The sequence below is a fragment of the Acetobacter aceti NBRC 14818 genome, assembly GCF_000193495.2.
Classification (GTDB): domain Bacteria; phylum Pseudomonadota; class Alphaproteobacteria; order Acetobacterales; family Acetobacteraceae; genus Acetobacter; species Acetobacter aceti.
Genome location: NZ_AP023410.1, coordinates 1,909,018 through 1,927,889, shown reverse-complemented (window position 1 = coordinate 1,927,889; position 18,872 = coordinate 1,909,018). Strand labels below are relative to the sequence as shown.

Annotated in this window: 22 protein-coding genes and 1 tRNA gene; 18 read left to right on the top strand and 5 right to left on the bottom strand. The window is 59.4% G+C overall.

Features of this window, described 5'->3' with window-relative positions; translation table 11 throughout:
* Window positions 1-371: 371 nt before the first annotated feature.
* Together EMQ_RS08785 and rpsU are read right to left on the bottom strand one after the other, a co-directional pair.
* Window positions 372-566, bottom strand: coding sequence for a hypothetical protein (locus EMQ_RS08785; RefSeq protein WP_010667482.1), 195 nt, complete (start codon window positions 564-566; stop codon window positions 372-374).
* Between the two features lie 142 nt (window positions 567-708).
* Entirely contained in the window at window positions 709-912 is a 204-nt protein-coding gene (gene rpsU, locus EMQ_RS08780) for a 30S ribosomal protein S21 (RefSeq protein WP_010666215.1), read from the bottom strand.
* A gap of 232 nt (window positions 913-1,144) precedes the next feature.
* On the opposite strand from rpsU, the gene def reads away from it, so the two are divergent.
* Genes def through EMQ_RS08755 form a run of 5 tightly spaced genes read left to right on the top strand, consistent with a single transcriptional unit; the run spans window position 1,145 to window position 5,030 of the window.
* Entirely contained in the window at window positions 1,145-1,699 is a 555-nt protein-coding gene (def, locus tag EMQ_RS08775) for a peptide deformylase (protein WP_010666214.1), read from the top strand.
* Window positions 1,696-2,358: a ubiquinone biosynthesis protein COQ9 gene (locus EMQ_RS08770; protein WP_010666213.1), complete on the top strand. Its 663-nt coding sequence runs from the start codon at window positions 1,696-1,698 to the stop codon at window positions 2,356-2,358. Before def ends, EMQ_RS08770 begins: the two co-directional genes overlap by 4 nt.
* Entirely contained in the window at window positions 2,355-2,912 is a 558-nt protein-coding gene (locus EMQ_RS08765; RefSeq protein ID WP_010666212.1) for a MarR family transcriptional regulator, read from the top strand. The genes EMQ_RS08770 and EMQ_RS08765 overlap by 4 nt, the downstream gene beginning before the upstream one ends.
* Complete coding sequence (locus tag EMQ_RS08760) at window positions 2,902-3,657, top strand: response regulator (protein WP_010666211.1); 756 nt, start codon at window positions 2,902-2,904, stop codon at window positions 3,655-3,657. Before EMQ_RS08765 ends, EMQ_RS08760 begins: the two co-directional genes overlap by 11 nt.
* 8 nt (window positions 3,658-3,665) lie before the next feature.
* Window positions 3,666-5,030 carry a sensor histidine kinase gene (locus EMQ_RS08755; RefSeq protein WP_010666210.1) on the top strand — a complete coding sequence of 455 codons (1,365 nt, stop codon included), beginning with the start codon at window positions 3,666-3,668 and terminating at the stop codon, window positions 5,028-5,030.
* Window positions 5,031-5,073: 43 nt separating this feature from the next.
* Here EMQ_RS08755 and EMQ_RS08750 read toward each other — a convergent pair whose 3' ends face one another.
* Entirely contained in the window at window positions 5,074-5,607 is a 534-nt protein-coding gene (locus EMQ_RS08750) for an outer membrane protein assembly factor BamE (protein WP_010666209.1), read from the bottom strand.
* Window positions 5,608-5,820: 213 nt separating this feature from the next.
* Between EMQ_RS08750 and EMQ_RS08745 the strand changes: the two genes are divergently transcribed.
* The 10 genes from EMQ_RS08745 (at window position 5,821) to EMQ_RS08700 (ending at window position 12,927) form a co-directional block, all read left to right on the top strand.
* Window positions 5,821-6,396, top strand: a complete 576-nt coding sequence (locus tag EMQ_RS08745; protein WP_010666208.1) for a YceD family protein — start codon at window positions 5,821-5,823, stop codon at window positions 6,394-6,396.
* A 151-nt stretch (window positions 6,397-6,547) separates the two neighbouring features.
* Window positions 6,548-6,751 (top strand): 50S ribosomal protein L32, encoded by a 204-nt coding sequence (rpmF, locus tag EMQ_RS08740; RefSeq protein WP_010666207.1) that lies wholly within the window; start codon window positions 6,548-6,550, stop codon window positions 6,749-6,751.
* 78 nt (window positions 6,752-6,829) lie between these two features.
* A complete protein-coding gene (gene plsX, locus EMQ_RS08735; RefSeq protein WP_010666206.1) occupies window positions 6,830-7,930 on the top strand; it encodes a phosphate acyltransferase PlsX in 1,101 nt (366 codons plus the stop codon).
* A gap of 113 nt (window positions 7,931-8,043) precedes the next feature.
* Complete coding sequence (locus EMQ_RS08730) at window positions 8,044-9,009, top strand: beta-ketoacyl-ACP synthase III (RefSeq protein WP_026200125.1); 966 nt, start codon at window positions 8,044-8,046, stop codon at window positions 9,007-9,009.
* Window positions 9,010-9,103: 94 nt separating this feature from the next.
* Window positions 9,104-9,397: an integration host factor subunit alpha gene (locus tag EMQ_RS08725; RefSeq protein ID WP_010666204.1), complete on the top strand. Its 294-nt coding sequence runs from the start codon at window positions 9,104-9,106 to the stop codon at window positions 9,395-9,397.
* Window positions 9,394-9,951: a MerR family transcriptional regulator gene (locus tag EMQ_RS08720; protein WP_010666203.1), complete on the top strand. Its 558-nt coding sequence runs from the start codon at window positions 9,394-9,396 to the stop codon at window positions 9,949-9,951. The genes EMQ_RS08725 and EMQ_RS08720 overlap by 4 nt, the downstream gene beginning before the upstream one ends.
* 90 nt (window positions 9,952-10,041) lie before the next feature.
* Window positions 10,042-10,115, top strand: a tRNA-Pro gene (locus tag EMQ_RS08715).
* 396 nt (window positions 10,116-10,511) lie between these two features.
* On the top strand, window positions 10,512-11,078 hold the full coding sequence (gene efp, locus EMQ_RS08710; protein WP_010666201.1) for an elongation factor P: 567 nt from the start codon (window positions 10,512-10,514) through the stop codon (window positions 11,076-11,078).
* Between the two features lie 92 nt (window positions 11,079-11,170).
* Window positions 11,171-11,998 (top strand): inositol monophosphatase family protein, encoded by an 828-nt coding sequence (locus tag EMQ_RS08705; protein ID WP_010666200.1) that lies wholly within the window; start codon window positions 11,171-11,173, stop codon window positions 11,996-11,998.
* 113 nt (window positions 11,999-12,111) lie between these two features.
* On the top strand, window positions 12,112-12,927 hold the full coding sequence (locus EMQ_RS08700; protein ID WP_018308158.1) for an OmpA family protein: 816 nt from the start codon (window positions 12,112-12,114) through the stop codon (window positions 12,925-12,927).
* A 92-nt stretch (window positions 12,928-13,019) separates the two neighbouring features.
* On the opposite strand, the gene radA is transcribed toward EMQ_RS08700, so the two are convergent.
* On the bottom strand, window positions 13,020-14,420 hold the full coding sequence (gene radA / locus EMQ_RS08695) for a DNA repair protein RadA (RefSeq protein ID WP_018308159.1): 1,401 nt from the start codon (window positions 14,418-14,420) through the stop codon (window positions 13,020-13,022).
* Window positions 14,421-14,584: 164 nt separating this feature from the next.
* On the opposite strand from radA, the gene EMQ_RS08690 reads away from it, so the two are divergent.
* The 3 genes from EMQ_RS08690 to EMQ_RS08680 all read left to right on the top strand — a co-directional run bounded on the left by EMQ_RS08690 (window position 14,585) and on the right by EMQ_RS08680 (window position 18,197).
* Window positions 14,585-15,025: a hypothetical protein gene (locus EMQ_RS08690; RefSeq protein ID WP_231367968.1), complete on the top strand. Its 441-nt coding sequence runs from the start codon at window positions 14,585-14,587 to the stop codon at window positions 15,023-15,025.
* Between the two features lie 123 nt (window positions 15,026-15,148).
* A complete protein-coding gene (locus tag EMQ_RS08685; RefSeq protein ID WP_010667058.1) occupies window positions 15,149-17,320 on the top strand; it encodes a ComEC/Rec2 family competence protein in 2,172 nt (723 codons plus the stop codon).
* A 241-nt stretch (window positions 17,321-17,561) separates the two neighbouring features.
* Window positions 17,562-18,197, top strand: a complete 636-nt coding sequence (locus EMQ_RS08680; protein WP_010667056.1) for a hypothetical protein — start codon at window positions 17,562-17,564, stop codon at window positions 18,195-18,197.
* Between the two features lie 92 nt (window positions 18,198-18,289).
* Here EMQ_RS08680 and bfr read toward each other — a convergent pair whose 3' ends face one another.
* A complete protein-coding gene (gene bfr / locus EMQ_RS08675) occupies window positions 18,290-18,775 on the bottom strand; it encodes a bacterioferritin (protein WP_010667055.1) in 486 nt (161 codons plus the stop codon).
* Window positions 18,776-18,872: the final 97 nt, after the last annotated feature.

Here is an 18,872-nt window from a genome sequence, read left to right as displayed (position 1 = left end):
CCGGTCGAGGAACCTGTTCTTTGGATCTTTTCTGGCCTGAACGCAGCGGAAATAATCGAACATGTGTCTGGATACACGTCGCCAAGATCTGGATGAATGATGCCGACTGAAACATTAGCGCAAAGCCAGCCCCTCACGAGGGTTGAAATCAAGGCTGTCCGCGTGTCGGATGAATGCTTTACCCTCCACAGAGAGCTCAGGGCGAATGCGCAGTTTCAAGCGCTTAATTTTTTACAAAGAGCCGCCTGAAACAGTCTTCTGACACCATCGTCCTGCCTCTGAGACAAGATGTCAGCAACGATCGTGAAGATGGCAGATGTCATAGAATAACATCGCAGGCGCGAATTACGACGACGCGAGCGGTTTAGTGTTCAAGATGGATCACTGGCTGTATGTGTCGGGATGCGGCGCTGCTCAGCTTCGTCAGCCAGTTCCTTGATGTAGCTTAAAAGAGAGGCCGTGCGTGTCAGCGTAAAGCCGAGGGCCGCGATTGTCCGAATGGTTTCCGGGGTAAGACCGGCTTCCTGTTGCAGAAGTCTTTCATCCTCATCACTCAGGTCTGCCATCGGAGTCTCGTCTGGATGCAGTGGTGCGCCGCATTCAAAACGGGAAGAGTGAATGTAAGGTGAAAGAGGCCGCAGACTTCAGGCATAAAAAAACCGGCTTTCCTGCGAAAGCCGGTTTTCCTTGCGTAAAGGCGAAGCTCGATCAGAAGCCTTCGCGCTCGATACGCTTGCGCTCCATCTTGCGGGCGCGACGCACAGCTTCCGCTGCTTCACGAGCGCGACGCTCTGAAGGCTTCTCATAGTGGCGGCGGAGCTTCATTTCACGGAAAAGCCCTTCACGCTGCATCTTCTTCTTGAGTGCCTTAAGAGCCTGATCGACATTGTTGTCGCGAACGAGAACCTGCACTGGCTGGTCGTCTCCCGAAAGAACCTGCTGACCTCGGTCATGCTGGGTTCATGAGTTTCTATAGGGTGAGCGCGACTCCACACGGAAGCCTCGCCTCTGAGTTGGTCGCGTCCTTAACACACGCCCGCAGGAAAAGACAAACGAATCCGTGGATCGCAGCATCAGAAAGAACGGCGTTTCTGTCATATCGCAATGCGGCGTATCCTGACGGACGATTCAGGAGAGGGTGAGCATGACATTACTGAAGATCGCACGCATGGGGCATCCGGTCCTGCTGAAGCCAGCCGAACTGGTGGAAAATGTTGCCGATCCGGTCGTGCAGACCCTGATTGACGATATGATCGAGACCATGCGCGACGCTGGTGGTGTCGGCCTTGCAGCGCCTCAAGTGCATGTTTCGAAAAGAATTTTCGTCTATTATGTGCCGCCCACCCGTCTTGAGGAAGGGGAGCAGTCGCCTGATGGTATACAGGTGCTGGTCAATCCGGTGATTGAGCCGCTTGACGAGGAAGTCCGTCTGAGGATGGAAGGGTGTCTGTCCATTCCGGGTCTGCGCGGCTGGGTTCCCCGGTATGCGCGGGTTCGATATCAGGGAATCGACCGGACAGGAGCTCCTGTTTCCGGGATCGCTCAGGGATTCCACGCAAACGTGATCCAGCACGAGACGGATCATCTGGATGGTGTTCTTTACCCGATGCGGATGACAGACCTCGGTCTGATGGGCTTTGATACGGAAGCTAACCGGTTTCTGACGCCGGACATTATTTTGGGACGCAATGAGCAATGAGTGGCAGGGACAGGATTCTTCAGTTTGCAGCAGGCGCGGGCTACGGGCTGCTTCAGGGAATGACGCCGCCATCCATTGAGCATTCTGTGGAACGGGATCAGGCGTTGAAAGCGCTGGCGGCAGTCGCCGGAGAGAAGGGCTGGACACTGGCCGCGCTGAAGGAAGTGGCGGGAGCGGATGCCGATCTCCTGTTCCCCAATGGCCGCACCGAGCTTCTGGAAGCCTGGGCCGATCTGGTTGATCGTGAAATGACCGAACGTGTGCTGCTGGCCATTGATGAAGGCGAATGCCCCCGTCTCAGCCAGAAAGTCCGCAGGGCTGTTCTGGAACGGCTGGATATTCTGGAACCTTACCGGGCGGCGGAACGCCGTGCCGCGACTATGCTGCTTTCTCCCTGTGCCGGAAAAACATCGGCCCGTATTCTGGCGCGCACAGTGAACGCCATCTGGGATGCGTCTGAAGACATGTCCGGCGGCGTGACATGGGCTACGAAAAGGATCAGCCTCACCGGCATTTACGTTCCGACGTTTCTGGCGTGGCTGGGTGGCGCGGATCGTCATAAGGTGGAGCAGATCCTTGACGCCGGACTGGCCCGCACCCGCCGTCTTGGTGAGTTGAAACAGCGTTTGTTCCGCCCCAAAGATCTACGGCCAGCGTGAAACGATTTGTCGAAGCCCGCACCGGTGGTGAGACTGTCGCAGGCGATGGCGTCCTGTTCCTTCGGGAGCAGCAGATCAGACTCGCGCAGGAACTGATGCTGCTGGTCTGGCTCGATATGGGACAGGCGGTATCACCCGTTCTGACACAGTTCGGTCTTGGTGTGGCCCAGCACAGGGCCCTGCAGATGCTGGCGTTCCAGCCCGGACTGACCGTGGGAGAGTTGCAGGGCGTTCTGGGTGTCACGAAGCAGAGCCTCGCACGCACATTGACCGAGTTGCAGGATCGCGCCTTTGTTCGGATTGAACAGGGGCGACAGGACCGACGGCAACGCTTTCTCTTCCTGACCGACGATGGCGCAGAAATCGAAGCGCAGCTTTTCGCCGTGCAGCGCGAACGTATGGTGGCGGCCTATCGGGAAGCGGGAGGCAATGCCGTGCAGGGTTTCCGGCAGGTCCTGCAGGGGATGCTGTCCAAGGATAGTCGCGCCTTTCTTGCCCGACGGGAAAGGCAGACCAAAGAAGCAGTGAGGGGAGCACGACGGGATGGCCAGTGAGGCAACACAGAAAGCCGGCAGAGATGATGCTGCCCTGGCTTCTGAGGAGGACAACAGTACGACCCATGTGCTGGTGGTGGACGATGACGCCCGTCTGCGGCGGCTGCTCCAGCGCTATCTCAAGGAAAACGGCTTCCGGGTCACCGGCGCGGCCTCTGCCGCCGAGGCAAGGCAGGCGCTGGGCTTCATGCTGCCTGATGCGCTGGTTCTGGATGTCACCATGCCCGGCGAAGACGGTCTGGAGCTGACAAAATCCCTGCGCGGGCAGGGGCTGGACATTCCCATCCTGCTTCTCACCGCCCGGGGAGAAGCAGAAGATCGCATTACCGGTCTTGAGGCCGGAGCGGATGATTATCTCGGTAAACCGTTCGAGCCGCGTGAACTGCTGCTGCGTCTGAAAGCCCATCTGCGCAAACATGCGCCGCCACCGCCATCGGATAATCTGCGAATCGTTCGGCTGGGGACGCTCGAATTCGATCCCAACAGAGGCATTCTCTCCGGCCCCGAAGGCGTTGTGCATCTGACGGGCGGCGAGGCGGCCCTGCTGGCGGTTCTGTCCCGCCATCCCAACGAGGTGCTGTCGCGGGAGGATATCGCGAACGCGCTGGATATGGCCGAAATCGGGGAGCGCGCGGTTGACGTGCAGGTGACGCGTCTGCGGCGTCGGATCGAGGTGGACCCGCGTGAGCCGCGTTATCTGCACACGCTTCGTGGCAAGGGTTACATGCTGAAGCCGGGAATCTGACGCCGGTCATGCGCGGATGGCGCTCATTCTGGGGTGACGGCCGGCTCGACCGGTCGGTAAGGCGTGTCCTGCCGAATTCCTTCCTGGGACGGTCCCTGCTGATTGTGCTGATCCCTCTGCTGGTCACGCAGGGAATCGCGCTGGAACTGTTTTACGGCAACTACCTGCACGTGATGTCGCGGCGCATGTCCGAAAGCGTGGTTTCCGAAATCAGCCTGTCGCTGGATTTTCTGGAGCGTTATCAGACGCGCGCCGACCGGGCCTGGCTGACCAGACAGGTCCGGTCACGCACCCAGCTCATTGTGGAATGGCATCAGAATGCGAAGCTGACGAAATTCGGTTCGACGCATGTCGTCGGGCCGATGGATGAGGACCTCGTCCGCACGCTTCAGGCCTTCATTTCCTATCCGTTTTTTGTGGACTGGCTGACCGATGAACGCCACGTGTTCATTCTGATCCAGCTCCCGGACGGTGTCATGAAGATCGACGCACCGCGCAAGCGGCTGGATGTCGGTCAGATCTGGCTTTTCGTATTCTGGGCTCTGGGCAGTTCACTGCTGCTGTTCGCTGTGGCGGCGCTCTTCATGCAGAATCAGGTCCGGGCCGTGAGGCGTCTGGCAAGGGCTGCCGAGCAGTTCGGTCTGGGCCGGGACGTTGGTCCCATCAGGCCGGAGGGAGCCCGCGAGGTCCGGAAGGCTGCCGTGGCGTTCAACCGCATGCAGGAACGGATTTCCCGATTCGTCATGCAGCGCACCGCCGTGCTGGCGGGTGTGTCGCATGATTTGCGGACGCCCCTGACCCGATTGAGGCTCTCTCTCGCCATGTTTCCTCAGTCTGGCATGGTGGATGCCGGACACTTGCGGGATGATGTGCATGACATGATCGGTGATGTTGCTGAGATGGAGCGACTGATCGAAAGCTATCTCTCTTTCGCTCGCGGCGAGGGGGCAGAAGTACCGGAAAAGCTGGATGTCGCCGTGCTGCTGGAGGACGTTGCTGCCGCCATCGTGCGTGCCGGGGGGCGGGTCAACGCAGTGACCTGCGAACCGGGGCTGATCATTGAAGCGCGTCCGGATGCGATGCGGCGCATGTTGAGCAATGTTCTGGAGAATGCCCGTCGCCTCAACGCCGCCATATGGCTTTCAGGGCGTCAGGAAGGACGCAGCATCATCATTGATGTGGATGACGATGGGCCGGGTATTCCGCCTGAGCGCAGGGAGGAAGTTTTCCGTGCGTTTTCAAGCAGCAAGAAGGGCGGAACAGGGCTGGGCCTGACGATTGTCCGTGACATCGTGCGGGCGCATGGTGGCGATATCCAGCTGGGAGAAAGTCCACAGGGCGGACTGAATGTGCATATCACTCTGCCGCGCTGAACAGACGCCGTTCGTTCCATTCAGCAGAGAGGCTAGGTAAGGATCAGGGCAGACTGTTGCCCGCGCCACCATGACCCGGGCCAGCGCTCATGCCGCCCATTCCACTTCCACCGTTGCCGCCGCCGAAGGAGCTGTTGTTCATCATGCCCTGCATCGGGTTGTAGCGCCCGACGTTGCCGATGATTTCCTGAAGAATGTTGATCTTGGTGCCCGGCGTCGGGGTCTTGTCGCCGACCATGCCCGGATGTTTGGCGTCCTTCGGTCCCAGCGTCCGGAGGGAGCGGAGCGTCCCGGCCTGATCGAAATTCAGGACGACGACCTGCTGCTTCGTGACGTGCGGAAAGTTCGCCGGGGTCGGCGCCGTCATCATCGACACATAGATCCAGGTGTTGTCGTCGAAGGTCGCCTTGGAGGTTGGCGAACCGAGCAGATCGAGCGCGTCGGCGCGATTGCTCACACCGGGCTTGAGCTGGTTGTAATCGTCGGCCTCGATGAGCGAACCGCGCGGCATGGGCGAGTTTTCGAGGAACGAACAGCCCGACAGGAGGAACAGCCCGCCCGTCAGACCCAGAGCCATGAGGGCCTGTCTGCTACGCCGAGCTGCTGCTGGCCGTGATTCAGTCCGGGAGAAGGGCTGGCGTTTTGACATGACGGTAGTCTGTTCTCTCCACGAATGGACCCGGTAAATATTCTTGCCGTTAAAGCACAAGGAACGGGTGTCCGATAGAGTGTTTTCTGCCACACTGTTGGCGTTATGATCGGGCTTTGTGTCGGGAAAGGACTGTATAGAGTGACTGCTTCCGGAGTTTCCGAATTTTCCCGCCCCGTTCTTGTGAGAACATTGCGCGGTGCGTCCGCCGACTCTCCCCGTGAAATCTCGGTGACCGCGACTGAAGCCGAGTGCGCGCGGATCGCCCAGCGGCTTGGGCTGCCGGATGTTGCGAGTCTGACATGCCGGTATGAGCTGTTCCCCCAGACCGGGCATACGGTGCAGGCGACCGGTTCGATGACGGCGCGGCTCAGCCAGCTCTGTGTGCTGACTCTGGAAGTGTTCGAGGATGTGATCGCAGAACGCTTCGTCATCCGATTCGTTCCGGCGTCCGAGCATGATGGATCGTTCGATGAAAACGGTGAACTGGATGAAATCGACGATGTCCCTTACGATGGTGACGTAATCGATCTGGGTGAAGCCGCTGTCGAACAGTTGTCCCTCACGCTTGATCCCTATCCCCGGAGGCCGGGCGTGGCGCGGCCTGCGGCCATTCTGACCGAGGACGATATTTCCCGGCAGGAGGAAGAAGGAGAGGTCGAGGAGCGCCCCAATCCCTTCGCTGCATTGGCGAAGCTGAAACGCGACGGTTCTTGAACGTCTGCGCGTCGTGCGGGCCTGCCAGTTTTCGATCGGTCCTTGCGGAACTGCGGCTGGTCTGGTAGAGCCCCGCCCTCAATTGTAGTTATGTCCAGGTTCCGTCTCCCGGCGGTTCCGGGATGCCATCATTTCGGAGGGGCTTGGACCCATGGCTGTACCTAAAAGAAAAACGTCTCCTTCCCGCCGTGGTATGCGTCGCAGCCATCAGGCCCTGACGGTTGAAGCCCACGCCGAGTGCGGCAACTGCGGCGAGCTGAAGCGCCCGCACCACGTCTGCAGCCATTGTGGTCATTATGATGGTCGCGAAGTGATCGCTGCCGGTAAGGCCCTGAAAGTTGCAGTTCGCGCCTGATTGCGGTGTTGGTAAGGTGACAAGCAGTATCCCTGATGAGGCAAGACGCTCTTCGTTCATGAAAGCCGGATCGCATTCATGAACGAAGTCGAGCATTCCGCCGCAGAGACTGCTCAGAGTCCGGAACCGTTTTCCCTCGCTGTTGATGCGATGGGAGGCGATGGGGGCCCTGAAATGGTCGTTGCGGGTCTCGCTGTCGCAGCGGATCGGCATCCGGGAGCCCGGGTGCTGCTTGTTGGTGACGAAAAACGCCTTCAGCCGCTTCTTGCCCGGCATCCTAAAGCCGCCGCCATCTGCACGATCCGGCATGCGTCTGCTGCTGTCAGCATGGACATGAAACCCACGGCTGCGTTGCGGCTGAAGGATTCATCCCTGCGCGTAGTTATGAACGCAGTGGCCAGTGGTGAAGCAGCCGGTGTCATATCGGCTGGAAACAGCGGTGCGATGCTGGCTCTTGCCAAGATCGTCATCAAGACGCTTCCCGGTATTTCCCGTCCCGCCATGGCGGCCATCAGTCCCAGCATGAAGGGCGATGTCGTCATGCTGGATCTGGGGGCCAATGTGGGATGCGACTGGCGTAATCTGGTCGAATTCGCCGTGATGGGTGAAGCCTTCGCCAAGGCTGTGCTTGGTCTGCCTGCTCCCACGATCGGTCTGCTGAATGTCGGGGCGGAGGAACTGAAGGGCGACGAAAAGCTGCGTCAGGCCGCTGACGTGCTGAGAGACAGCCCGCTTGCCGGGCAGTTTCATGGTTTTGTCGAAGGGCATGACATCACGGCTGGCACGACGGACATTGTCGTGACGGATGGCTTCACGGGAAATGTGGCGCTGAAAACAGGCGAGGGCACCATGAAAATGGCGTCCGGCCTGTTCCGGCAGGTGTTTACCAGCAGTCTGGCCGGTCGTCTGGCCTATCTTCTTGTCCGCCCGGCTCTGGAGCGCATGAAGGACTGGCTTGATCCGCGCCGGTATAACGGGGCGGTCTTTGTCGGGCTGAACGGTGTGGTTGTGAAGTCACATGGCGGCACGGATGCGGAAGGCTTCGCATCGGCTGTTGATGTGGCGATGGACATGGTCACGCATCATTTCAATGAAGGCATTCGTGTCCGTCTGGGGAACATGTCCTCGCTGACGGCCAGCCGGTCTGTTGCCGATGCGGAGCGTCAGCCTGTGGCATGACGGCTGGCTCAGTGGTCTGTGCTGATAGTTTTTCAGTAATTTTACGTGGTTTCTGTGACTGAAGACAGCGGGCGAGGGTTGTTATTGCCCCCCGTGTCCTGAAGGTGTGCCGGATGACGATACGTTCCATGCTGGTTGGCGTTGGCAGTTATCTCCCTGAGAAAATTGTTACTAATGATGAGCTCTCCGAGCGCCTCGATACGTCGGATGAATGGATTCGCGGTCGCACTGGCATTGGTCAGCGGCATATCGTCAACGGTCAGGAAAACGCAGTTTACATGGCGTCCCGTGCAGCTCAGCGGGCGCTAGATTTTGCCGGTATCGATTCGATTGATGTCGGTGCAGTCATCGTGGCGACATCAACACCCGATCAGGTTTTTCCGGCGACAGCGGTGCGTGTCCTCGCTGATCTTGGTGTGACCAACGGATTCGGATTCGATATCGCCGCTGCGTGTAGTGGCTTCATCTACGCGCTGTCCACGGCCGATGCGTTCATCCGCGCCGGTAACGCGAAGTGCGTCGTCGTGATCGGCAGTGAAGTTTATTCCCGCATTCTCGACTGGTCTGATCGTGGGACGGCTGTGCTGTTCGGCGATGGCGCCGGAGCCGTTGTGCTTCAGGCGAGCGACGATCCCGGTGAGCGCGGCGTTCTCTCCACACACCTGCACGCCGATGGTTCGACTGGCGACATTCTGTATGTTGACGGCGCTGTTGGGCGGCCTGATCACACCGGTCATCTGCGCATGAACGGACGGGAGGTCTTCCGGCACGCCGTGGCGAAGCTGGCGTCTTCGGTGGATGAAGCGCTCGAAAGTGCGGGCCTCGATGCGTCCGATGTGTCCTGGCTGGTGCCGCATCAGGCCAATATCCGGATCATCGAAGGCGTTGCCCGCAAGCTGAAGATGCCGATGGAAAGGGTGGTGGTCACGGTGGATCGCCATGCCAACACTTCGGCGGCGTCCATTCCGCTGGCGCTGGATGAAGCGATGCGTGACGGACGGATCAAACGGGGCGATCTGGTGCTGATGGAAGCGCTGGGTGGTGGACTGACCTGGGGATCGGCGCTGGTCCGGATCTGAGGACGTTCGTCCTGTCCGCCAATTCATCTTGGCGGACGATTTTTCTCCTGCACGATATAATTGACGGCCCGTATCAGCATGTTACCCTGCAATCATGAGCACGGTAACGCGCGCCAGTCTGGCGGAACACATCTATACGGAAGTCGGCCTGTCCCGGAGTGAGTCCGTGGCGTTGCTGGAAGCCGTCCTTGAAACAATGGCGACTGCGCTTGAATCCGGGGAATCGGTGAAGATCAGCGGCTTCGGCACCTTCATGGTGCGCCGGAAAGGCCAGCGCAGTGGTCGGAATCCCAAGACCGGGGTCGAGATTCCCATTCTTCCCCGGTCTGTAATTTCCTTCCGGCCCAGCCATATCCTGCGGGCAGCCGTTAACGGTACATCTGAATGAGTATTGAAGAAAACCCGGAAACCGCGCCAGACACGCAGGAAGCAGACGACGAGATTCGTGGACGTAAGGGGCCTCTGGCCTTCAGGACCATCAGTGAAGTTGCTGATGAGCTGAAAGTGCCGCAGCATGTGCTGCGCTTCTGGGAAACGCGGTTTGAACAGGTCCGTCCCCTGAAGCGGGGTGGTGGACGTCGCTACTACCGACCGGAAGATGTCGATCTGCTCCGGCAGATTGCGACACTGCTCTACGTCAAGGGTTACACCATCAAGGGTGTTCAGCGCGTTCTCCGTGAAAAGGGGCCGGAAGGACTGGAAGAGGAAGTCAGCGGCAAGGCTACTGAGGCCTCGGTGTCCGATACGGTGTCTGGGCCGGAAGTGCCTCCGCCGCAGGATGAAGTGCTGCCAGTCACGCCCGTCGTGCAGCCGGAACCGCAGATTGTTACGGTAACCGTGCGCGACGAACAGCTCGAGAGTGAGCATGACCGGATGCGGAAAAGTCTTGAAGATATTCTGCATCGGCTGGCTGAGGTAAAGGCCAGCCTGACGGTCGATTGAAGCGGTAGATTACATTTGCCGTGCGGATGCTGTCGAACCTCTCTTGTGGAGGGTCGGCAAGCCTGCTAGAGAGTGGCCGTTCATTACTGACGGGCAGTAGCGCAGCCTGGTAGCGCATCAGTCTGGGGGACTGGGGGTCGTGGGTTCGAATCCCGCCTGCCCGATATTTACCGGCATTGGGTAAATCGTCAGTGAGAAACACTTTCATACAATATGATGAGATCTGGTCATCAGTCTTGGCCGCCGGGTATCGGCGCGTGCGGAAACCATCCCGCCTGTTCAGGTGGCGATGCGAGCCTGCTGATAGACTGTTTGACTGAAACCTGTGGAACCACCCGATTTTCGAGGCACGTCCATCAGGGTTCGCAACTCGCTGTCTTCTTTTTTCGGAGTGCAGGATTTCAAACGGCAGGCCTTTGAGGGATGCAGGATATGTTCCGGCAATTCCATTCGGCAAAGCTGTCAGGCGGTAATACCGTTGGTCTGACCTTGCTCTTCAGCCGTCCGAAGGGTAGAAGCCCGCCTTTGATCCCCAGTGTTTCCTTCTTCAGGGATAAATTATGAAACAGCAGGCAAACCTGATCCGCGCGGGCCAGGTCATTGAGCATGACGGCCGTCGCTGGACGGTTCTCAAGCAGCAGATCATCACGCCAGGCAAGGGCGGCGCGTTTATTCAGGTTGAAATGCGTGACCTGAAGACGGGCAACAAGACCAATGAGCGCTGGCGTACGGCTGATACGGTCGAGCGTCTGATCACCGAGGACAAGGAATACAACTATTCCTACACCGATGGTGAAACGCTGGTTCTCATGGACCCGGAAACATTCGAACAGTTCATGATCCCGGTCGAGTTGCTGGGTGATCAGGCGCCGTTCCTGCAGGACAACATGGTGCTGAACCTGAACCTCGTCGAAGGCGATCCGGTTGCCGTGACGCTGCCGCCGCAGGTGACGCTCGAGATCATCGAGGCCGATCCGGTGGTGAAAGGCCAGACGGCCAGCTCGTCCTACAAGCCTGCCAAGCTGTCCAATGGTGTAAAGACCATGGTGCCGCCGTTCATCGAGGCGGGCGAGCGCATCGTGGTCCGCACGGATGACGCCAGCTATGTGGAGCGTGCGAAGTCCTGAGGGATTTCGTCCGACACTGACCATCGCCGGGTGCGTTTTCCAATCCCGGCGGTTCCAATTTCCGCTTTCCTACAGGATCAAATGTCGTGGCGATGCGTCTTTCTCCCGTAATGACCGTGATGCAGGCCGCCGCCGAAAAGGCAGCGAAGCGTCTTCTGCGTGACTTCAACGAGGTCGAGCAGCTTCAGGTCAGCATCAAGGGACCGGGTGACTTCGTGTCGCAGGCCGATCTGCGCGCCGAGCGCACTCTCAAGGAAGAGCTGGAGCGGACACGTCCTGGCTACGCCTTCCTGATGGAAGAGAGCGGCGAATCGGGTGGTGACAACTGGACGTGGCGCTGGGTGGTTGATCCGCTCGATGGAACAACCAACTTCCTGCATGGCATTCCTCACTGGGCGATTTCCATCGGCCTACAGCGTCGCCTTCCGGACGGTTCCATCGAGTTGGTCGCGGCTGTGGTCTACAACCCGGCAGCAGGTGAGATGTTCTGGGCGGAAAAGGGCGTAGGCGCTTATCTGAACGACCGGCGCATCCGCGTCTCGGCACGTCGCGAGATGCTGGAATCGCTGTTTGCGACCGGCATTCCTTTCGCCAAGGTGTCTCCGAAGCGTCGCCTGCCATTTGCCCGCGTCATGGGCACGCTGATGCCGCAGGTGGCGGGCATCCGTCGCTTCGGTGCGGCGGCTCTTGATCTGGCATGGGTTGCCGCTGGCCGTTACGAAGGATACTGGGAATTCGGCATCAAGCCGTGGGATTGCGCTGCCGGTGCCCTGCTGGTGCGTGAAGCAGGTGGTCACTGCACCGATCCGGATGGCAACGACCTGAATGATCTGCCCGATGACGTGCTGATCGTGGCTGGCAACGGTCATATGCACGGCAAGCTGCGGGAAATTGTGGTGGATGGTCTGACCGCCGCCTGATCTTTCGTTTGCCACTTTTCGAGTCAATCCTCGAAGGCGGTTTTCCGTGATCCCGGGCTATGCAGTGTTTGCCGCAGGATCATCCGGTCCACGTTGTCCCGAGGCCTTTTTGCATGAGTGGTTTGAGAAAGTCTTTTCATAAGCCCGAAGGCCGTCGTCTGCTGGCGATGACCGGCGTGCTGGTGATTGCGGGACTGGCGGCGGCTGGCGGGGCTGATACGGCGCACGCGCAGATCACCACGGACACGTCGGCGCTCGGTGCGCTGGGTGGGGCTGCGCCGGAAACGCCGAAAACCGAGGCTGGACCAGCGAAAAAACCTGTCCACAGGCAGGCGGCCCCGGTTCAGAAAACCGGAAAATCTCCTGCTCCAACTAAATCGGAGACACAGAACGCGGCTCCTACGGCCTCAACGGCCAGGGCAGCGTCTTCCGCAGCGAAACCCGCCAAGCCGCCACCGGCAGCAACGATTCCGGCAGCTCCACCACCACCGCCCGTGCTGACGCCGATCGTGATCCCGGTTGAACTGCATCCTTTCCCGATTCCGCCCGATCCTCAGCCGTCAAAAGACGCCAAGGGTGACGTGCTGCCCATCGGCGGCGGATTGCGGGTGACGTTCGGTGCGGATTCGGCCCAGCTCAATCCGGAAACGAAAAACGGCATTCTGGCGTTCGCCAATATGCTGAAAGAGCATCCGGATGTGAGGGCGCTCGTCGATGTCACGGCCAGTGGCGTGCCCAATGACCTGTCTCGTCCGCGTCGTATGTCGCTGAGCCGTGGGCTGGTGATCCGTGCCGTTCTGATGAACGCAGGCATTCCGTCAACGCGGATTTATGTCCGTGTGATCGGTTTGCCAAACAAGACCGGGATCGAGACGCCTGCAGATCGGGCGGATATCCGCCGCTCCGATGAGGCTCCGGCGGAAAAATAGGAAAATCCAGAGGTAGAAAGGATCGCTGTTTTTTGGAAAACAACGATCCTTCCTGCAAATGCGCTGAAGACCGGTGTTTTATTTATCCGTCTTCAGTCCTCTTCTGGTTCCCGCGTGCCATTTCCGCCCATCGCGGCCACCAGACTGGAAAGATGTCCGAGTTCCTGTAACTCCAGACCGGCGGGCGGCTTTGTGCGGGCGGCTCCCCGGGCCACACGCCGTGGCGAAACGGCGGTGGTGAAACCGAGTTTCTGGGCTTCTCGCAGACGCAGATCAGATTGCGGCACCTGTCTGATCTCGCCGGAAAGACCGATCTCGCCAAAAAAGACCGACCCTGCGCTGGTGGGCTGGCCTGTGGCGGCGGAGATGATGGCGGCGGCGGCGGCCAGATCGGCGGCGGGTTCCGTGACGCGCAGACCACCGGCAAAATTCAGATAAACATCCATGCCCGCCAGTTTAAGCCCACATCGGGCCTCAAGCACGGCCAGCAGCATGGATAGCCGTCCGGTATCCCAGCCGACCACGGCGCGGCGTGGACTGCCGTCACCGGCCTTGGGGGACAGCAGCGCCTGCACTTCCAGCAGGACGGGGCGCGTGCCTTCCAGACCGGCAAACACGGCGGACCCGGCGATATTGCCGTGTCGTTCGGCAAGAAATAGCGCGGAAGGATTCGGCACTTCAACAAGACCGCGGTCGGTCATGGCGAAGACGCCGATTTCATCGGTCGCCCCGAAACGGTTTTTTGCGGCGCGAAGGATACGGAACTGGTGTCCGCGATCGCCTTCGAAATACATCACGGCATCAACCATGTGCTCCATCACGCGCGGCCCGGCCAGACCGCCCTCTTTTGTCACATGGCCGACGAGAATCAGCGCAAACCCACGTTTTTTTGCCAGACGGATCAGCTCAAAGGCGCAGGCCCTGACCTGTGCGACGGAGCCGGGAGCGCTTTCGATCGTGTCGAGCCACATGGTCTGGATCGAATCGATGATGACGAGACCCGGCGGCGTGTCGGTTTCAAGGGTCGCGGCGATGTCGGAAACATTGATGGAAGCAGCCAGTTCCAGTGTTGGCGCGTGCAGTTCAAGCCGTCTGGCCCGCATTCTGATCTGCTCGATGGCCTCTTCGCCTGAAATATAGATCACTTTTTGCCCCGTGGCCGAAAGCCGACAGGCCGTCTGGAGCAGCAATGTTGATTTGCCGATGCCGGGATCACCCCCCACCAGAACCACCGATGCAGGAACGAGCCCCCCTCCCAGTACGCGGTCGAGTTCGGCAATGCTGGTTCCGATCCGCGCCGGCGGTTCGGCGCTGCCTTCCAGACCTGAAAAGGTCAGGCGTCGCTTGGATTTGCTGGCTCGCGAGGCGGTCGGTTCGACCGTTTCCTCAACAATGGTGTTCCATTCATGACAGGCTTCGCACTTTCCGGACCATTTGGGATAGACTGCGCCACAGGACTGGCAGACGAAACGGTGAAGAGGTTGTTTGGCCAAGGAGAATTACATTCCGAAATAAAGAAGGAGAAACATAAATCGTTCGGGTCCTATTTTTAACGCAATTCTCGTGTTCTGTTGCATTGTCATTCCTGACCAGATTGTTAAATTTCCGACTTTATTAGGCCGATTTACAGGCTTCGGTGAACCAAGGAGAAGAGTTCGTGGCACGAGCCAGTGTGATGAAGGCAGCGAAAGCAGGAAAAACACGGTTAGCAGCAACGAAGTCCGCCACGGCTTCGGGTGGAACAGCTACAGCGAGAAAAAGCCGGGCCAGTAAGGAAGATCTTCTTTCAGAGGTTGAAGTTGAAGCCGCGGAAACGCCGGTTGAGGTCGTTGTTCCGGTCAAGGTCGCTCCCGTGCCGGAAGCTCTGTATTTCGATGCCGAGTGGTATCTTGAGACTTACCCGGACGTGGCGGGCGCAGGTATCGACCCGGCGACACACTATCAGATGAACGGCTTCCGCGAAGGTCGCAATCCCAACGCGGCGTTTGACGGCAAGGCCTATCTGGCCGCCAATCCCGACCTTGAAGGCTATTCCGAAGATCTCTTCGCGCATTGCGTCTTTTTCGGTGCGTCCGAAGGACGTCGCATCAAACCCTGAGCAAACGAAGTCTGCGGAGTGTGCTGACGGTGGAATAGCGCTGTCCGTCGGCATCTCTTGGCGACCAGCTTAAAAGCCTGCACATAGAGTGCGGGCTTTTTGTTTTTCAGGAGTAGCGAGCCGGTGAAGGGCGCACTGACCCGCTTGCAGACTCTGCTTCTCACGGAACGTCACAGACTGCCACTGTGGCTGCCTGTTTTCATCGCCCTTGGTGTTCTCACCTATTTTCAGCCTCTCACGGAGCCTGCGGTCTGGTGGGCTCTGGGTGGCTGCCTTCTTGCTATTCCTCTCCTCATAATGGGCTGGCATCGGCTGGAAGGACGTGCTTCCGGTTGCGTGCTGCTGTGCCTGAGTCTCGGCTTTCTGGCGGCGTGGAGCGAAAATCATCGCGCGCCGCCCATGCCGGAACTGCCCCGACGTGCCGTCATGCTGACTGGCCATGTTCAGGCAGTGGATATGCTGCCTGCTCGCGTTGAGGGTGCGCCGGGTGGACGACGCGTCACCCTGTCTCATGTGCGCTTCGAGACATGGCTTGATGAAGGCATGGCGCCGCTGAAACGGACGCTGCGTATCCGGCTGCGCGATGACGATTCGCTGGTTTTCGGACCGGGAAATGATCTGCGCATCCGTGCCTTGCTGGAAGCACCCCCTTTTCCCGTTATGCCCGGAGCGAGGGACCTGCAACGGGAGGCATGGTTTGGCAGGGAAGCGGGAACCGGTCGGGCTCTAGGGGCCGCGACACTGGTCGAGGATGGTGGAAAGGTCACGGCCACGACAACCCTCGAACGTCTGCGTGAGACGATCGCCGCCCGGATCGCTGTTGTGCTGCCCGGATCGGACGGCGCGATCGCCTCCACACTTCTCGTCGGCCTGTCGGGTGGCATTGCGCCGAAAGACCGGGAGGCGTTTTCGGTATCCGGCCTGTCGCATCTGCTGGCGGTTGCGGGGCTGCATCTGGGGATCGTGATGGGTCTGGTCGTTACGACTGTCCGCTACGGCCTTGCCTCCATTGAATGGACGGCGCTTCGCTGGCCGTGCAAGGAAATCGCGGTGATCTGCGGCCTGCTGGGTGGCATGGTCTATGTGTTGATGACCGGCATGCATCTGCCGGCTCTGCGGAGTCTGATCATGGCCTGTCTGGTCGTGCTGGCGCTTGTGACGGGACGAAATGCCGCCTCCATGCGCGGGCTGGCTGTTGCAGCAACGGTCCTGCTGCTGACCGGTCCGGCAGTGATTCTGGGCGTACCGTTCCAGATGTCCTTCGCAGCGGTGATGGCGCTGATTGCAGGCTATGAAGTGCTCAGGGTTCCGCTGCGGCGGCTACACGGTGAGGGAACGGTCAGTCGCCGCTTTCTCGTGCATGTCACGACGCTTGCTTTGACCAGTCTGTTGGCGGGCACGGCGACACTTCCGGTCTCCATGGCGCATTTTGGCGAGATCCAGCCATTCTTTGTGGTGGCCAACCTGCTCGCCGTCCCGATGACGGCGCTCTGGGTGATGCCGGCGGGATTGCTCGCTGTTCTGCTGATGCCGGTCCACCTCGAACGCTGGGCGCTGGATGTCATGGGGTGGGGCGTGGATGGCATCATCTGGCTCGCCGATATGGTGGCTCATTGGCCCGCAGCCCGGATCGCCGTGCCGATGACGCCCGGCTGGGGACTGGCGCTGTTTCTTTTCGGCCTTTGCTGGCTGTGCCTGTGGAGCCGGACATGGCGACTGCTCGGCATTGCACCGATGCTTGTCGGATTTCTCACGCCGTTTTTCCATTCCCTGCCGGACGTGGTTATCACGCCTGATGGTGGACTCATTGCGGTGCGTGAGGGCGATCAGTTGCTAATGAGCGGTCAGTCCCGTGACGCCTGGTTTGAGCGGAGGGCGCTGGAACAGGCGTTTGCTCGTCCGATTGTCAGCCTGCCGCTGCATGGCGAGACGGCGAGCGGAGACCTTACCTGTGGAGAGGACGAAGCCGCGGGTGTGTGCGTTCTCACGCGTGGGAAACATTCCGTTCTGCTTCGTGTGGAAGATACGACAGATGGTCAGAGCATTCTGCCCTCAGAGGTCTGTCAGGGAATGGATCTCTTTGTGGCGGTGTCTCCGGCGCGCTCGTCCTGTCGGGGTGTGCCGACCATCGACCGGTTTGCGGTCTGGCGGGAAGGGGCTGTGGCCGTCTGGATGACGGATTCGGGCGTAAGGACGTTGTCTGACCGGCAATGGAGTGGCGACCGTCTCTGGGTCATGCGACCGGGACGCCACGGGGTGCCGAATCTGCCTCTGGCCAAAGAGGATGAGCGGTAAGCGTCCAGCTTTATGAGCCTCCCCTCTACCCGGATGATGCCCTATCACACCGTTTCAGCAGGGTTTTTCCTGAAAACAGAAATTTCCGTTGAGATCCGGCGGGATTTTCAGAATGTCTGGCCGGACATTCTTATGTAGATTTTACCGAAAACCACGCGGTTTTTAATTGCAATTAAGAATTGTTCTCAATTAAAGAAGGTTCAGCAAGACAGGAGGCGGACCTTCCGGGTCCGAAGGTGCCATGAACGCGACTTCCGATACTCTGACTGAACTTTCCGGTGACGAACGGGTAGCTGTGTGGATGCTGCGGTATCTCGCAGGCCCCGGTCGTCCGTGCTGCCGCCTTGGAACTGGCGGTTGGGGCGACATGTTCTTCCGCCAGGATCTTGAGGCGCTGGGATCGGCGTTTCGACATGCTCTGGACCGATGCTCCGGGTTTGGCATGAATCCGCTGGATGTGCGTATGCGGGAATGTGGGTCGGTCAGTCTGACAGAAATGAATCTCCTTGATGCAACAGCTCTCGCCCAGAAAGGAGATGAGCGCGGCATGAAAGCTGTGCTGAGGAAGGTATTTCCCCAGCACCATGTCGTGACATCCTTCGCAACGGCGATAGTGCAGTTGGGGGCCTGTCTGGCGTCAGCGGGCTTCTGGCTGCTGAGCAGGGTCTGCGTGCGGGATGATGTGACGTCGGACGGACAGGCGCAGCCCGGAAAAGCAAAGGTCGTGCAGAAGGCGCAGCCAGTCGCAGAAGCGGCCAGACCGGTCGCGGCGGCCTCTCTGGTGACGCTGTCCCGTTGGCGGAACAATGACATGGCGGTGGGGCAGGTGCTCTGGCCGGTCATGGAGCGCCAGTCCGGTCTTCCGGCAGGTGCCTGAAAAGACGACAGGCCGGGAAGAAAGCTCTCCCCGGCCTGTCGGCGTATCGTCCCGCTCCTGCGAACAGGATGGCGTGAGTCTGCGTGCTGCTCTCAGCCCTCGTTGGCGGGGCCGGAGTTGAGCTGGATGTAGTTCTCGATGCCAACCTGCTTGATCAGGTCGAACTGGCGATCGATGAAGTCTTCATGCTCTTCCTCGTTGTCGAGGATCTTGAGCAGCAGGTCACGGGAGACGTAGTCGCGGACGCTCTCGCAGTAAGCGATGCCTTCACGCAGATCGCCGAGGGCCTTCTCTTCGAGCTTCAGGTCGCACTCAAGGATTTCCTTGACGCTCTGGCCGATGAGAATGGTGTTGTAACGCTGTACGTTCGGCAGGCCGCCGAGATACAGGATGCGCTCGATCAGCCAGTCGGCGTGGCGCATTTCCTCGATGGACTCTTCGTATTCCTTCTTGCCCAGTAGGGTCACGCCCCAGTGGTTCAGCGTGCGGGCGTGCAGGAAATACTGATTGATGGCTGTCAGCTCATTGGTGAGCTGAATGTTCAGGTGTTCGATAACCTTCGGGTCTTTAATGGCCATGGGTGCCTCATATCTGTGGGGATGTTGAATAGGAGATGGCTTTACACCTGATTTTCGCCTGCTGGCAAGAAAAATTCTTTATTTTTCAAGGGAAAAT

What these genes read in the sequence shown, in the direction of transcription:
- EMQ_RS08785 (WP_010667482.1), bottom strand. Translation starts at nt 566, where the DNA reads ATGGCAGACCTGAGTGATGAGGATGAAAGACTTCTGCAACAGGAAGCC.
- def (WP_010666214.1), top strand. Translation starts at nt 1,145, where the DNA reads ATGACATTACTGAAGATCGCACGCATGGGGCATCCGGTCCTGCTGAAG.
- EMQ_RS08770 (WP_010666213.1), top strand. Translation starts at nt 1,696, where the DNA reads ATGAGTGGCAGGGACAGGATTCTTCAGTTTGCAGCAGGCGCGGGCTAC.
- EMQ_RS08760 (WP_010666211.1), top strand. Translation starts at nt 2,902, where the DNA reads ATGGCCAGTGAGGCAACACAGAAAGCCGGCAGAGATGATGCTGCCCTG.
- EMQ_RS08755 (WP_010666210.1), top strand. Translation starts at nt 3,666, where the DNA reads ATGCGCGGATGGCGCTCATTCTGGGGTGACGGCCGGCTCGACCGGTCG.
- EMQ_RS08750 (WP_010666209.1), bottom strand. Translation starts at nt 5,607, where the DNA reads ATGGCTCTGGGTCTGACGGGCGGGCTGTTCCTCCTGTCGGGCTGTTCG.
- rpmF (WP_010666207.1), top strand. Translation starts at nt 6,548, where the DNA reads ATGGCTGTACCTAAAAGAAAAACGTCTCCTTCCCGCCGTGGTATGCGT.
- plsX (WP_010666206.1), top strand. Translation starts at nt 6,830, where the DNA reads ATGAACGAAGTCGAGCATTCCGCCGCAGAGACTGCTCAGAGTCCGGAA.
- EMQ_RS08730 (WP_026200125.1), top strand. Translation starts at nt 8,044, where the DNA reads ATGACGATACGTTCCATGCTGGTTGGCGTTGGCAGTTATCTCCCTGAG.
- EMQ_RS08725 (WP_010666204.1), top strand. Translation starts at nt 9,104, where the DNA reads ATGAGCACGGTAACGCGCGCCAGTCTGGCGGAACACATCTATACGGAA.
- EMQ_RS08720 (WP_010666203.1), top strand. Translation starts at nt 9,394, where the DNA reads ATGAGTATTGAAGAAAACCCGGAAACCGCGCCAGACACGCAGGAAGCA.
- efp (WP_010666201.1), top strand. Translation starts at nt 10,512, where the DNA reads ATGAAACAGCAGGCAAACCTGATCCGCGCGGGCCAGGTCATTGAGCAT.
- EMQ_RS08705 (WP_010666200.1), top strand. Translation starts at nt 11,171, where the DNA reads ATGCGTCTTTCTCCCGTAATGACCGTGATGCAGGCCGCCGCCGAAAAG.
- EMQ_RS08700 (WP_018308158.1), top strand. Translation starts at nt 12,112, where the DNA reads ATGAGTGGTTTGAGAAAGTCTTTTCATAAGCCCGAAGGCCGTCGTCTG.
- EMQ_RS08680 (WP_010667056.1), top strand. Translation starts at nt 17,562, where the DNA reads ATGAACGCGACTTCCGATACTCTGACTGAACTTTCCGGTGACGAACGG.
- bfr (WP_010667055.1), bottom strand. Translation starts at nt 18,775, where the DNA reads ATGGCCATTAAAGACCCGAAGGTTATCGAACACCTGAACATTCAGCTC.